The sequence below is a fragment of the Acinetobacter sp. CWB-B33 genome (genome assembly GCF_039655955.1).
In the GTDB taxonomy this organism is placed as follows: domain Bacteria; phylum Pseudomonadota; class Gammaproteobacteria; order Pseudomonadales; family Moraxellaceae; genus Acinetobacter; species Acinetobacter bouvetii.
The window spans coordinates 144,180-158,038 of record NZ_JAGFEU010000006.1 but is presented as its reverse complement, the minus strand read 5'-3'; the positions used below and the strand labels follow the sequence as shown (position 1 = coordinate 158,038).

Genomic DNA, 13,859 nt, shown 5'->3' with positions numbered 1-13,859 from the left:
ATAGCGCAAATTAAGTTCTGCTGGCACAAAAACATTAAAACCGCCAATTTAGGCGGTTTTAATGTTTTTATCTTTGGATTGGCCATTATTTCAATGCAAGCGTTGCCTTGCTGCAATTTCCACCTTTAGCAAATGCATATTCACTAACCGCCTGCTTTCCGGTTTGCTCATCAACCTGTTTTAAATTTGCTCCGCCAGTAAATGCACCCATTTTAATAAATTGCTGAACAAAATATTGCTTGCCCGCTTCAGTTTGAATTTCAAGGTGGTTTGGTGAAAACTCAGATTCCGTAGAAATAGTATGGTTACGGTTTCCTAAGACTTCTTTATAAAAAAACACACCGCGTGATGTTTCTCCTAAGCATTCGCCATCGACCCAAACATCTTTCTTTAGCGCAGCGCCTTTCACTGAAGCTGAACGGTATACATAAATCCCTGCATTGCCGTCTTGCGGAGCTGTGAATTGTTTCACTGTATCAGAAGCATGCTGATCCGCCTTCGGCACTGATGCGCACCCCACAAAACCTAAAGATAGCAATAATGTGAATATAATTTTTTTTGACATGAAAAAGCCCATTGGTATAAATTTTATAAGCACATGAAAAATAGCAATTAAATCATCTTTCAGCAATTCTTATTTTCTGAATTTCAGCCATAAAAAAACCACCCTTGCGGGTGGTTTTTTCAATCTCGAACCGTCTCTTATTGAGCGCGGTTTTTGATTTTGCGGATGGTTTCCAACTGAGCAGCAGTTTCTGCAAGAGCAGCCAAAGCAGCAGCAGAGTCCAAATCGCTCTTTTGATTTGCTAACAATTGTTCAGCTTGTTTACGAGCTTCAAGAATTGCTGCTTCATCAAGGTTGTCAGCACGTACTGCAGTATCTGCAAGTACAGTAACAACGTGCGGTTGAACTTCAAGTACACCACCTGATACATAGATTAATTCTTCTGTACCATTTTCAAGCAGAACGCGGATCGCGCCCGGCTTAAGCAAAGTTACCAGCGGAGCATGGCCAGGCATAATACCTAACTCACCGCCAGCACCTTTAGCAATTAGCATAGTTACAGTGCCAGAGTACAAAGACTCTTTAACACTTACAACGTCACATTGCATAGTTGACATGAGAATCTCCTAAATTAGGTAACTAATTAAAGTTTCTCAGCTTTAGCAATAACTTCGTCAATACCACCAACCATGTAGAACGCTTGTTCTGGGATGTGATCGTATTCACCAGCTAGAAGACCTTTAAAGCCACGAATTGTTTCTTTAAGCGGTACAAGTTTACCAGGAGCACCAGTAAACACTTCAGCTACGTGGAACGGTTGTGAGAAGAAACGTTGGATCTTACGTGCACGGTATACAGTAAGTTTGTCTTCTTCAGCCAATTCGTCCATACCAAGAATTGCGATAATGTCTTTCAATTCTTTATAACGTTGAAGAACGTTTTGAACTGAACGAGCGATTTCGTAATGCTCAGCACCTACTACAAGTGGATCTAACTGACGTGAAGTTGAGTCAAGTGGATCGATCGCTGGGTAAATACCAGAAGATGCGATGTCACGGCTCAATACAACAGTTGCGTCCAAGTGAGCGAACGTAGTTGCAGGCGATGGATCTGTTAAGTCATCGGCAGGTACGTATACCGCTTGGATTGACGTAATAGAACCAGACTTAGTAGATGTAATACGTTCTTGAAGAACACCCATCTCTTCTGCAAGAGTCGGCTGGTAACCTACTGCAGACGGCATACGGCCTAGAAGTGCTGATACTTCAGTACCCGCTAGTGTATAACGGTAGATGTTGTCAACGAACAATAGTACGTCACGGCCTTTGCCGTTTTCGTCTTTCTCGTCACGGAAGTACTCAGCCATAGTCAAACCAGTCAACGCTACGCGTAAACGGTTACCTGGTGGCTCATTCATCTGACCGTAGACCATTGCTACTTTGTCTAGAACGTTTGAGTCTTTCATTTCGTGATAGAAGTCGTTACCTTCACGAGTACGCTCACCAACACCAGCAAACACAGATAAACCTGAGTGAGCTTTAGCGATGTTGTTGATCAACTCCATCATGTTTACAGTTTTACCAACACCGGCACCACCGAACAGACCAACTTTACCGCCTTTAGCGAACGGGCAAAGCAAGTCGATGACTTTAATACCAGTTTCTAAAAGGTCAGTAGAAGCCGCTTGTTCAGCATAAGAAGGCGCTTGACGGTGAATTGGCAAACGCGCTTCAGTACCTACAGGACCAGCTTCATCGATCGGGCGACCAAGAACGTCCATGATACGGCCCAAACATGCAGTACCTACAGGTACAGAGATTGGAGCGCCAGTGTTAGTTACGTTCAAACCGCGCTTAAGTCCTTCAGTAGAACCCATCGCAATTGTACGTACTACGCCATCACCAAGTTGTTGCTGAACTTCTAAAGTAGTTTCAGTTCCATCAACGTGAAGAGCGTCATAGATCTTAGGAACGCTGTTGCGTTCAAACTCGACGTCGATAACCGCGCCGATGATCTGAATGATACGACCGCTACTCATTGCTGTCTCCTCAATTCAAAATAATGTTAAACGGCAGCGGCACCACCAACGATCTCAGAAATTTCCTGAGTAATCGCGGCTTGACGCAGCTTGTTATAAATAAGTTGCAGGCTCTTGATGAGGTCACCCGCGTTATCCGTTGCAGCTTTCATTGCAACCATACGCGCAGACTGCTCACACGCGATGTTTTCAATCACGCCTTGATATACCATAGACTCGATGTAACGAACCAATAAGCCATTGAGAAGCTCTTCAGCTTCTGGCTCATAGATGTAGTCCCAACCGTATTGACGGTTCAGGCCTTCACTTGTTTCAGCTGCTGCTAAAGGAACAAGCTGTTCGATCTTTTGATTTTGAGTCATGGCATTGACAAAGCCGTTTGACACAAGATAAATGCGGTCTAATTCGCCTTTATCAAATGCGTCCAACATCACCTGTACAGAACCAGTTAACTGTTCAAGACTCGGCGCATCACCGACATTTGTCGTAGCACCCAGCACTTTACCGCCGTAGTTTTTAAAAAACGAAACCGCTTTTTGACCAATCAAAGCAAATTGAACTTCAATTGACTGCTCTTGTTGCTGCTGTACGTGTTTTACCACTTTTTTGAACAGGTTAATGTTCAAACCGCCAGCAAGGCCGCGATCTGAAGACACAATGATATAGCCAACGCGCTTAACTGGGCGTTCAACCATATAACGGTGCTTGTATTCAGGATTCGCTTGTACCAAATGAGCAATTACACGGTGCATATTTTCGGCATACGGACGGCCTTGAGCCATGCGCTCTTGCGCACGACGCATCTTAGAAGCTGCTACCATCTGCATCGCGCGAGTAATTTTCTGCGTGCTTTTGATACTAGCTACTTTGGCGCGAATTTCTTTTAAATTTGCCATACGCTTAACCTAGTATTCGAAAGCCCTTTCGAGCTTTCGAAGGTTGATCCGTGAACCAAACCGACACTAAATCCAACTGGGTTGAATATTAGTAAGTTTGAGTCGCTTTGAACTTCTCAATACCTGCTTTAAATTCAGCTTCGATGTCTTTGTTGTAATCACCAGTTTCATCGATTTTTTGCATTAACGCAGCATGCTCTGAACGGAAGTAAGAGATTAGCGCAGCATCAAATGCAACGATTTTCTTCACTTCTACGTCAGCCATGTAGCCTTCGTTAGATGCATAAATTGAAACAGCTTGGTCAGCGATTGAATATGGAGCATATTGCTTTTGCTTCATTAATTCAGTTACGCGCTGACCGTGTTCTAACTGCTTACGTGTTGCTTCATCAAGGTCAGAAGCAAACTGAGCGAACGCTGCCAATTCACGGTATTGCGCCAAAGCGGTACGGATACCACCAGACAATTTTTTGATGATCTTAGTCTGCGCTGAACCACCAACACGAGATACAGAGATACCCGCGTTCACAGCAGGACGGATACCTGCGTTGAATAATGATGTTTCTAGGAAGATCTGACCGTCAGTGATCGAAATTACGTTCGTTGGTACGAATGCAGATACGTCACCCGCTTGAGTTTCAATGATTGGCAATGCAGTCAAAGAACCAGTTTGGCCTTTAACTTCACCATTCGTGAATTTCTCAACGTAGTCAGCAGAAACGCGCGAAGCACGCTCAAGAAGACGAGAGTGAAGATAGAATACGTCACCTGGATACGCTTCACGGCCTGGTGGACGGCGTAATAACAATGAAATTTGACGGTAAGCAACAGCTTGCTTAGACAAATCATCATAAATGATTAGTGCATCTTCACCGCGGTCACGGAAGTATTCACCCATTGTACAGCCAGAGTATGGAGCCAAGTACAACATTGCTGCTGGATCGGCTGCAGCTGCTGCTACAACAGTGGTATACGCCATAGCGCCAGTTTCTTCTAGCTTGCGCACAACGTTAGCAATAGTCGATTGTTTTTGACCAATAGCTACGTATACACATTTAATGCCAGAGTTTTTCTGAGCGATGATCGCATCGATCGCCATCGCTGTTTTACCAGTTTGACGGTCACCAATGATCAGCTCACGCTGACCACGGCCTACAGGGATCATTGTATCTACTGATTTATAACCAGTTTGTACAGGCTGATCCACTGATTGACGCCAAATTACGCCTGGTGCTACTTTTTCAACAGCATCAGTTAATTTTGCATCAATTGGGCCTTTACCATCAATTGGGTTACCCAAAGCATCTACGACACGGCCTAAAAGTTCTGGACCAACCGGAACTTCTAATACGCGGCCTGTGCAGCGAGCTTTTTGACCTTCTTGCAGGCTTAAGTAGTTACCTAAAACAACGACGCCCACTGAATCCTGTTCTAGGTTCAGTGCCATACCGTATAAGCCGCCGTCGAATTCGATCATTTCACCGTACATTGCATCAGCAAGGCCGTGAATACGCACAATACCGTCGGAAACCATAACAATGGTCCCTTCGTTCTTAGCGGTCGCGCTGGTGTCCAGATCGCCGATACGCTGTTTAATGAGCGCACTGATCTCGGATGGATTCAGTTGTTGCATTGCGCTATACCTCAATCTTTTTAAAGTTCAGTCTTCTTATATGCAATTAAGCAAGAAGACGAGTCCGCATTTTTTCAAGCTTATTAAGCGCAGAATCATCTATCACTTGGTCGCCTGCACGAATAACAACACCAGCAATTAGTTCTGGTTTCACTTCTACAGAAACATTTACCGCAGCTTCGAATTTCTTCTCTAATGCATGCGTAAGTAACTGTTCCTGTACAGAAGTCAATGGGAATGCTGATTCAATCACAACATCCACAGAGTTGTTATTCTGTGATTTGAGCTGCTCATATTCTGCAGAAATCTCAGGTAGAAGCGCCAGACGGCCATTATCGGCCAGCAATGTCAAAAAGTTTGACACTGCTGCGGTCTGATCTTCGCCTAAAACTTTGGCAAAAACACTTACCTGCTCTGCAGGAGTAAGCTCAGGGCGATTTAAGTAAGCTGAAAATGCTTCGTCTTGCACCGCAGCACTGAGCAATTCAAGCACTTTTGACCATGAGTCAGTTGCACTTTGCTCAGAAGCGTAAGCAAATGCTGCTTTAGCGTATGGGCGTGCCAACGTCAAGAGTTCAGCCATAATCCGCCTCTCTTAAAGTTTAGCAGCCAGCTGAGTCAGCATGGCATTGTGAGCTTCTGCATCAACTTGCTGGCTAAGAATCTTCTCAGCGCCAGTCACTGCAAGAGCAGCCACTTGTTGACGTAATTCTTCGCGAGCTGTATTGATCTCGGTATCAACAGCTTCTTTAGCCTGTTGACGGATACGCTCACCTTCAGCAGATGCCTGAGTGCGCGCTTCTTCTACCAATTGCGCACCGCGACGGTTCGCTTGTTCGATCAATTGAGCCGCTTGCGCTTTCGCTGCGTCTAATTCAGCTTTCACTTGAGCTTGCGCATCCGCAAGGTCAGCTTTTGCTTTTTCAGCAGCGTTTAAGCCATCAGCGATTTTACGCTGACGCTCACTAATCGCATTGATTAGTGGTGGCCATACAAACTTCATGCAGAATGCGACAAAGATCGCAAATGCAATTGCTTGGCCTATCAATGTGAGGTTGATATTCATTGCTATTCCTCAATAGTTTAATTTAGGAATTAAGCTGATTAACCTACAAATGGATTAGCGAAGATGAAGAACAAGCCAATACCAACACCGATCATAGGCACAGCATCAAGAAGACCCGCGATTAAGAACATGCGAGTTTGAAGTTGTGGAGCCAATTCTGGTTGACGAGCAACAGCTTCAAGGAAACGGCCGCCTAAAAGACCAAAACCAATCGCAGTACCTAAAGCACCAAAAGCGATCAAGATAGCAGATGCAATTGCAACTAGACCTAAAGTGAGTTCCATGATAATTCCTCAGAGGTTAGGTTTATACCAAATTAAATTAAAAAATTGTGCGCCCAACCGTCCATCGACAGTTAGGCAATACCATTAATGCTTTTCGCTTGCCATGCTCAAGTATACGATAGTCAGCATCATAAAAATGAATGCCTGCAGCGTAATAACGAGAATATGGAAAATAGCCCAAGGCACAGATAACGCCCACTGGATCCAGAACGGCAATAACGCGATTAAGATGAAGATTAACTCACCCGCATACATGTTACCGAAAAGTCGCAGAGCCAATGAAACTGGACGTGCAAGGAAAGTTACCAATTCAAGAATTAAGTTCACTGGAATCAATAACGCTTTTGCAACTGGGTTACTTGGGTTAAATGGGTTAAGCGCCAACTCACCGACAAAACCGCCGATGCCTTTTTCACGAATGCTGTAGAACAAGATCAGCGCAAATACAGACAATGACATACCAAGGGTAATGTTAGGGTCAGTAGATGGAACGATTTTGAAGTAAACGTGATGCGGGTCCATGCCAAACACATTAGAACCAATAATTCCTGCAAGGTGCGGAATGAAATCTACAGGAAGTAAATCCATCGCATTCATCAGGAAAATCCACACAAAAATTGTGAGGGCTAAAGGCGCAATTAAACGTGATTTGCCATGAAAAGTGTCGCGGACACTTGAGTCAACAAACTCGATGATCATTTCAATTGCAGACTGGAACTTGGTTGGAACACCAGAGTTTGCAGCTTTCGCTACGCACCAGAACAGCAAACAGAAAATCACACCTAGCGTGATAGACCAACCCATTGAATCCAAGTGAATAGCAGTGAACCCCATCTGTTGAGCTTCATCAGCAGTCTCAGCCAATTTCCATGAACCGTCTGGCATTTTGCCATAAGTCAAATTGGTCAAATGGTGCTTGATATACTCGGTCGAAGTAAGGGCATGTTCTTCAGCAGCCATAAATCACACCTGGTCAATGTCAAAAAACTAAATGGAACTCACGAATATCGCGTGCTGCTTGATATCTCGCCAGCTCCTGAAAAAACTTTTCAATTTCAGCTGCGCTTAAACCCGCTTCTGCAGACGTGACGCCCAAAATGGAGCGACCCACGTCATGGCCTGAACGAGGATAAAGCCGCAAAATAATGCAGCCGGTGACAGCGGCTTTACATTGCTTAAAATTAAAATGAATCCAACAATCACAATTGCAAACTTGCCCATCATGCCACGATACATGTTGGACAGCACTTGTTTGGTGGCGCGGGCGCCAGCGGCCCGAAACGACTGCCATGTAAAATAGCAGCTTGCCAGCCAGCATACCAGTGCACCTAAGGCCGCACTCAATGCTGCAGCTGAATCTTTTAAGACCCATCCAATCAAGGCTGAAACAGGAATCATTAATGCTTGCAAGATGATCAAAGCTTTCGCTAATCGTCGATCAATCAAGCGACTAGTTCGGCTCATTTTTGTACACTCACAGCAATTATGCTTGACAAGTTTAGCTGATGATTATTTTTAATCGCAGGCATTATAGAGTTACACCCCTGAACATGCAATCTTTTCCCGACCTAAGTCTGTTTTTTTTGCATGTTTGGATTGCTGTCAAATTAAACAACTACTGTTTGTTTTTTGCATTATTTCCGCGCATTTAGCACACAGCTGCGGGTTTGCTCCGCCAAAGTTTTCCAAGCATGGATAAAACTGGTCTCTGCGTTCATGCTTTCATCCACATGCTGAAAAATGATGGGATTGAGTTTTTGATACTGGTTTTTACTGGCCTGCCCTTCCGCCAGCAGGCACATTTTGGCTTGCGGACGGCTGTCCTGCAGGTATTTAATCTGCGCGATGGTTGGCGCAATATGCGGGTCATCCGTCAAGGCGCCCGCAAACTTTAAATTCAATGAACGCTCCAGATACTGATATGCATCATGATAAGACCAATAAGGCTGTGCATTATTGCCGCTGCTCAGCTGGTGAGAAGCCATCAGCATTTGATGCGCGAAATTTCTGGCATTGGCCCAGTACTGTTCGCGGTGCGCAGGCATCTGCTGTGAACGCAGGGCGGCAATGAAAAAACCGATACGCACAGCATTGTTCGGCTCCAGCCAAACATGCGTATCTACAGTATTCGGCAGCGCTTTCCCGCGCGGACTGCGCAGCGGCTGTGTGGAGAGTATGCCGGAGTTTAAAAGCGCAACGCTTTTGCGTTTGCCGGACAGCAGCTTGTCCAAAGGCGCCTCATGCGCCTTGCCCAGCCAGATCACCAAATTGGCATCCTGCACAATTTTGCGGTGCATGGGCGTCAAGCTGACATCGTGCCCGGATTGATTCTGCAGCAGCAGTGTCGGCTGCTCTACGCCCTTCGTCACTTCCTGTGCAATTAAATAGATTGGGTGCGTTGAAACCACTAATCCTTGCGCCCAGCTCACTGAGCTGAAAAATGCAAAAGCACAGAATGCCAAGATACGGGACATAGGGAGAATCACTAAAAAATAGAATAGTGTTATAATATAACAAATTCTCAAAAATACCTATGCCTGATCGAAACTTGCCTCGCTTCATGCTAAGATTTAAAGTCTTTTTCTTTTATAGTTTCGCACTTGAGGTTAATCATGAGCTCTTGTTCGCACGAACATCATAATGCATTGCATGGCGTGCACGACCACCCGAATGTGGCGCAGCGGCTTGCAGACGCTGAAAGCATGTGTTCGGCTTCAGGCGCGCGCCTCACTCCTTTGCGCAAGGAAGTGCTGGAGCTGATTTTAAATGCTGCAGGCCCCATGGGCGCTTATGACCTTTTGGCAAAAATCAAAAGTGATTCTGACCGCCCTGCTGCCCCGCCAACGGTGTACCGCACTTTAGACTTTTTATTGGAAAAAGGCTTAATCCACCGTTTAACCTCAATTAATGCCTATATTCCCTGCTGCCACCCGCGTGAGGGTCATCAGGCCGCCTTTTTAATCTGCACCGAATGCAAAACGGTAAAAGAAGCTTCTGCGCAAGGCCTGCTGCAGCAGCTGGATGAATTGTCTGCGTCTGACCATTTCACCGCACACCACAGCATTATTGAAATTTCAGGAATCTGTCAGCAGTGCAGCAAACCCTAAGCACAGCTCCTCTGATTGAGCTGAAAAACATCCATGTGCGGATTGATGAACGCGATATTCTGAAAAATGTCGATTTCACCCTGCACGACCGTGAAATTGTCACGCTGATTGGCCCGAACGGCGCAGGCAAATCAACCCTGATCAAAGTCCTGCTTGGCATTCTGAAGCCCAAGTCCGGACAGGTCATCGCAGCCAAGAATTTAAAATTTTCCTATGTGCCGCAAAAATTCAACCCATCCCACAGCTTACCGCTGCGGGTCTGTGATTTGCTGGCTTTAGAAAAATGTGAAGACTCTATAAAGGCAGAGGTTATCCGTGATACAGGCATTGCCAAGCTGCAGGACGCCAAAGTGCAGCAGCTGTCCGGCGGCGAGCGCCAGCGGGTGCTGATTGCCCGGGCGCTGCTGCGCCAGCCGGATGTGCTGGTTTTAGATGAGCCGATGCAAGGCCTGGATATTCAGTCCGAAGCGGAACTGTATGATTATGTGCGCAGCCTGCCGGAAAAATACGGCTGTGCGGTACTGATGGTGTCGCATGATTTACAGTGGGTCATGCAGGGCACACACCGCGTGGTCTGCCTGAATAAGCACATCTGCTGCAGCGGCCTGCCTGAAAGCGTACAGCAGCATCCTGAATATCAAGCGATTTTCGGCACCAACCGCGTGTTCTATCAGCACCATCATGATCATTGCGGCCATGGAGATTCTGCGGCACCGTGCCCGCACGATTCTCGCCCGCACATTCACCCCGAACCGGAAGCCTAAGCCATGATGGAATGGTTACAACTGCTGCTGCCGGCATGGATTATGGGCACCTTATTGGTGTTCCTCACAGCCCCGCTCGGCTGTTTAATGCTGTGGCGCCGCATGTCGTTTTTTGCCGATACCATGGCGCATGGCACCTTACTGGGCGTGGCGATTGCCGGCGCTTTAGCCCTCCCCCTCTGGGTAGGCGTGACCTTGCTTGCTGTCATGCTGGTGGGCATTTTATGGATTCTGCACGATCCGCGGCTGCCGAATGATGCGCTGCTGGCGCTGTGTTCTGCCACACTGCTCTGCTCCGGCCTGCTGCTGATTCAGCACTTGCCTGAGCTGCGACCTGAACTGCTCAGCTATTTATTTGGCGACCTGCTGACGATTTCATGGTCAGATTTGCCTGTCTTTAGCCTGGTGATTATAGGCGCGCTGGCCATACTGTATAAATATTGGCAGGCGCAGATTCAGATCGCGATTGATCCGGATATTGCTGTCAGTGAGGGCATCAATGCCAAATGGCAGCGCCTGATTTTCATGCTGCTGCTGGCCTTGTTTACGGTTCTGGCGCTGCGCGCGGTCGGTTCATTATTAATGGGCGCTTTGCTGGTGATTCCTGCATTAACTGCGCGCCTCATGGCAAATTCACCTCAACAGATGGTGCTCTGGTCTTTTGTATTTGCACAAATCGGCATTAGCGTAGGCCTATGGTCCAGCGCTGGCCTGAATGTATCGACAGGCCTGAGCATTGTGCTGACCATGTCGATTTTGTTTGCCGTGATTTTTGCCGTGCAGAAAATCAAAAAAATGGCTTAAGCAGTCCAATATTGCAATCTAAAACCATGCTATACAAACACTGAACTGCCTGCGGGCAGTTTTTTATGATGTTCTTTTTCTGTATCCTCTGATATATGTTGAATATCAGCATTATGAAAAAAATCAGATTATGGAGCTGGACAGCTTTCAATTAATGGCCCGCTATAACAGCTGGGCCACGCAGCGTTTAAACCTGATTCTAGATCAAGTCTCAGATGAAGACTTTTACAGAGACAGCGGCTTATTTTTTCAGAGCATTTTCGGCACACTGAATCATTTGCTGCTGGGTGAACATGCCTTATGGTTTCCGCGCTTCAGCCAAGGCCATTCACCGAAAATAGCCTTGAACAGCATTATTGAACAGGACCGTTATGTGCTGACTCAAACGCTGCTGGAAAAGTCCTTTGATTGGCAGAACTATCTGCATGATCTGGATCCTGCGCTGCTCAGCGGACTCTTTCATTACCAGACCTCTAAAGGCCAAGAGATTTCTGTCCCCTTTGCCGGTACGCTGCTGCATGTGTTTAATCACGGCACCCATCACCGCGGACAAATTACAGCGGCACTTACCGCCATGGGCTATGACTGCCCTGAACTGGATTTGATTTATATGCTCTTAGAGCAAACAAAGAGCGATCCAAAATAATGAATGGACTGTTTTAAAGGCTATTTTTTAATTTATAGAACCGAAACTCTGGATTAAACAGCCCAATTAAAAATATGATTGAAAATGCGATCCAAAAGAACCATGCCATCATAATGATTTGGCCTTTCGTCCACTCTTCAGATTGAAAAGAGCTAAAGAAAAGCCATGTTTTCCAGCCCTGAATATACGATGCACCGCCCCACGATATAATCCATTTTGTCACGATGCAATCTAAGGCATAAATCAAAATCCATAGCGCTGTAGACATTGTTTTTTCTACTTATTTTATTAACTATATCTCAAACATATCAGATCAGCCAATAAGATAAAAACACATTATTATTAAAGCTTATACGTATAAATCACTGATGCACCAAGCTCAGCAAGCTGGCTGCGCAGGCAAACAGCACTGCAAAGGTCCGATTCATATACTTTTGCTGTTTGGGTGATTTTAAAAGCCGTAGCACTTTTGATGCCAGCCCTGTATAGCCTGCCATGACAATTAAATCGATACTGATCATCGTCACAGCCATGATTACATATTGAATCCACTGCGGTTTGGACAAGTCTAAAAATTGCGGCAAGACTGCCAATAAAAACACAATGGCCTTGGGATTGCTCATATTCACCAGAAAGCCATGCAGCACCAATTTTCCGCGTGATTTATCCGGCAGATTCTGCTGAATTTCGATGGACTGTACAGGCGCTGTCCACTGCAAAAAAGCCAAATACAGCAAATATAAAACCCCAAACCATTTCACAATTTGAAATGCCCAAGGTGTAGTCGCAAACAACACTCCTGCCCCTGCCGCCACAACGCCAATTTGCACCAATAGCGCCAGCTGCAGTCCAAGCGCATTCCAATAGCCATGCTTAAAACCGTAATTGAGGCCGCTCGACATAGAAGCAATCGCGCCTGCGCCTGGAGAAATACTGATCACCCAGCAGGCCAGCATATAGGCCAGCCAAATTTGGAAGGACATATCAAAGGTAGTTTTACAAATAGAAGCGCAATTATATGACATTTACTATTTATTAGGCGGATTAAAGCCATGCGGATTTAAATATACTTCTAGGCTACCCACTGTACAGCCATTAGGGCACAATAGAGAAAGCTACGCAGAAAATATCAAAATTTAGGAGCCATGAATGACCGCCCAATCTGTAATTTTACCTTTGCCATCAGATCATGCGCGTTTTATTGTTCTTCGCTTAAAAGATTTAACCCTTGAAGAACTGAAAGAAAAACTTGGGGATTTATTTGATACCCGTGACCGCTTAATTACACAGCATCCGCACTCCCAGATTAAAACAGCTGTCGCTTTTGGCCCCGAGCTTTGGGCAAACCTGCATGCTGAAGCGCCTGCAGGCTTTAAACAGCTGGCGCCGATTGAAGGCTCATTTCAAATGCCTGTGGTTCCCGCAGATGTGCTGATTCATATCGCCGCACAGCGTACCGATATCTGCTTTGCTTTAAGCCAGGCTTTTTTTGACGGCATTCAAGATAAAGTAGACGTTTTAGATGAGCGCGTCTGCTTCCGCAATTTTGATGGCCGCGACCTCACTGGCTTTATTGATGGCACTGAAAACCCGCAATTTCCAGATGACCGCGCTGAAACCGCATTGCTGCCTGAAGATGCTGGTGTTTTTGCAGATGGTTCTTTCATTTTCGCTCAGCGTTATGCACACAACCTAGAAAAATGGAAAAAGTTGAAAGTGGATGCGCAAGAGCATGTGATTGGCCGCACCAAGCTGGAATCGATTGAACTGAGTGAGGCTGAACAGCCTGAAAACTCGCATGTATCACGCACTGTGGTTGAAGATGGTGAAGGTGAAGAGCTGGCCATTCTGCGTCATTCTTTGCCTTATGGAGATGGCCGCGGTGATCAAGGCTTATTTTTCGTTGCTTACACCAACGATTTAAGCATTATCGACAGCATGTTATTGCGTATGTTTGGCACCAGCGGTGACGGCATTCATGACCGCCTGCTGCATTTTGTCACTCCCATGGATGGCGCATATTACTTTGCACCGAGTGAAGAGCTGTTGGAAGAAGTGCTGGAAGGTTAAATAAATAAAGCCGACGAAAGTCGGCTTTTTAAGATTTGAATTTGTG

Annotated in this window: 17 protein-coding genes; 5 read left to right on the top strand and 12 right to left on the bottom strand. The window is 45.8% G+C overall.

From position 1 onward, the window contains the following. Nucleotides 1-85 precede the first annotated feature (85 nt). From JZ784_RS15495 to JZ784_RS15445, 11 genes are all read right to left on the bottom strand, one after another. A complete protein-coding gene (locus JZ784_RS15495) occupies nucleotides 86-565 on the bottom strand; it encodes a DUF2846 domain-containing protein (protein ID WP_346315488.1) in 480 nt (159 codons plus the stop codon). A 137-nt stretch (nucleotides 566-702) separates the two neighbouring features. Continuing rightward, on the bottom strand, nucleotides 703-1,122 hold the full coding sequence (locus tag JZ784_RS15490; RefSeq protein ID WP_346315475.1) for a F0F1 ATP synthase subunit epsilon: 420 nt from the start codon (nucleotides 1,120-1,122) through the stop codon (nucleotides 703-705). A gap of 26 nt (nucleotides 1,123-1,148) precedes the next feature. Further along, nucleotides 1,149-2,543, bottom strand: a complete 1,395-nt coding sequence (atpD, locus tag JZ784_RS15485; protein WP_005012065.1) for a F0F1 ATP synthase subunit beta — start codon at nucleotides 2,541-2,543, stop codon at nucleotides 1,149-1,151. Between the two features lie 26 nt (nucleotides 2,544-2,569). Further along, complete coding sequence (gene atpG / locus JZ784_RS15480; RefSeq protein WP_005012066.1) at nucleotides 2,570-3,439, bottom strand: F0F1 ATP synthase subunit gamma; 870 nt, start codon at nucleotides 3,437-3,439, stop codon at nucleotides 2,570-2,572. 88 nt (nucleotides 3,440-3,527) lie between these two features. Further along, nucleotides 3,528-5,072 (bottom strand): F0F1 ATP synthase subunit alpha, encoded by a 1,545-nt coding sequence (gene atpA / locus JZ784_RS15475; protein WP_005012068.1) that lies wholly within the window; start codon nucleotides 5,070-5,072, stop codon nucleotides 3,528-3,530. A 46-nt stretch (nucleotides 5,073-5,118) separates the two neighbouring features. After that, entirely contained in the window at nucleotides 5,119-5,655 is a 537-nt protein-coding gene (locus tag JZ784_RS15470) for a F0F1 ATP synthase subunit delta (RefSeq protein WP_130145535.1), read from the bottom strand. A gap of 12 nt (nucleotides 5,656-5,667) precedes the next feature. Continuing rightward, nucleotides 5,668-6,138: a F0F1 ATP synthase subunit B gene (locus JZ784_RS15465; RefSeq protein ID WP_005012078.1), complete on the bottom strand. Its 471-nt coding sequence runs from the start codon at nucleotides 6,136-6,138 to the stop codon at nucleotides 5,668-5,670. A gap of 38 nt (nucleotides 6,139-6,176) precedes the next feature. Continuing rightward, the gene (gene atpE, locus JZ784_RS15460) at nucleotides 6,177-6,422 is read right to left on the bottom strand and encodes a F0F1 ATP synthase subunit C (protein WP_000424060.1); all 246 of its coding nucleotides are present in this window, start codon (nucleotides 6,420-6,422) and stop codon (nucleotides 6,177-6,179) included. A gap of 84 nt (nucleotides 6,423-6,506) precedes the next feature. After that, nucleotides 6,507-7,382, bottom strand: a complete 876-nt coding sequence (atpB, locus tag JZ784_RS15455) for a F0F1 ATP synthase subunit A (RefSeq protein ID WP_005012082.1) — start codon at nucleotides 7,380-7,382, stop codon at nucleotides 6,507-6,509. Nucleotides 7,383-7,487: 105 nt separating this feature from the next. Continuing rightward, entirely contained in the window at nucleotides 7,488-7,886 is a 399-nt protein-coding gene (locus JZ784_RS15450; RefSeq protein ID WP_005012085.1) for an ATP synthase subunit I, read from the bottom strand. Nucleotides 7,887-8,056: 170 nt separating this feature from the next. Further along, nucleotides 8,057-8,896, bottom strand: a complete 840-nt coding sequence (locus tag JZ784_RS15445) for a zinc ABC transporter substrate-binding protein (RefSeq protein WP_346315474.1) — start codon at nucleotides 8,894-8,896, stop codon at nucleotides 8,057-8,059. A 138-nt stretch (nucleotides 8,897-9,034) separates the two neighbouring features. On the opposite strand from JZ784_RS15445, the gene JZ784_RS15440 reads away from it, so the two are divergent. The 4 genes from JZ784_RS15440 to JZ784_RS15425 all read left to right on the top strand — a co-directional run bounded on the left by JZ784_RS15440 (nucleotide 9,035) and on the right by JZ784_RS15425 (nucleotide 11,743). After that, complete coding sequence (locus JZ784_RS15440) at nucleotides 9,035-9,529, top strand: transcriptional repressor (RefSeq protein ID WP_005012089.1); 495 nt, start codon at nucleotides 9,035-9,037, stop codon at nucleotides 9,527-9,529. Further along, nucleotides 9,505-10,293 (top strand): zinc ABC transporter ATP-binding protein ZnuC, encoded by a 789-nt coding sequence (gene znuC / locus JZ784_RS15435; protein WP_346315487.1) that lies wholly within the window; start codon nucleotides 9,505-9,507, stop codon nucleotides 10,291-10,293. The genes JZ784_RS15440 and znuC overlap by 25 nt, the downstream gene beginning before the upstream one ends. Before the next feature lie 3 nt (nucleotides 10,294-10,296). Continuing rightward, nucleotides 10,297-11,097, top strand: a complete 801-nt coding sequence (znuB, locus tag JZ784_RS15430; protein ID WP_005012096.1) for a zinc ABC transporter permease subunit ZnuB — start codon at nucleotides 10,297-10,299, stop codon at nucleotides 11,095-11,097. A 130-nt stretch (nucleotides 11,098-11,227) separates the two neighbouring features. Next, nucleotides 11,228-11,743, top strand: a complete 516-nt coding sequence (locus JZ784_RS15425) for a DinB family protein (RefSeq protein ID WP_346315473.1) — start codon at nucleotides 11,228-11,230, stop codon at nucleotides 11,741-11,743. Nucleotides 11,744-12,105: 362 nt separating this feature from the next. Here the strand turns inward: JZ784_RS15425 and JZ784_RS15420 are convergent, their stop codons facing one another. Further along, a complete protein-coding gene (locus JZ784_RS15420) occupies nucleotides 12,106-12,726 on the bottom strand; it encodes a LysE family transporter (protein WP_005012102.1) in 621 nt (206 codons plus the stop codon). A gap of 166 nt (nucleotides 12,727-12,892) precedes the next feature. Here JZ784_RS15420 and JZ784_RS15415 point away from each other — a divergent pair, with 166 nt between their 5' ends. Next, nucleotides 12,893-13,813 (top strand): Dyp-type peroxidase, encoded by a 921-nt coding sequence (locus JZ784_RS15415; protein ID WP_346315472.1) that lies wholly within the window; start codon nucleotides 12,893-12,895, stop codon nucleotides 13,811-13,813. Nucleotides 13,814-13,859: the final 46 nt, after the last annotated feature.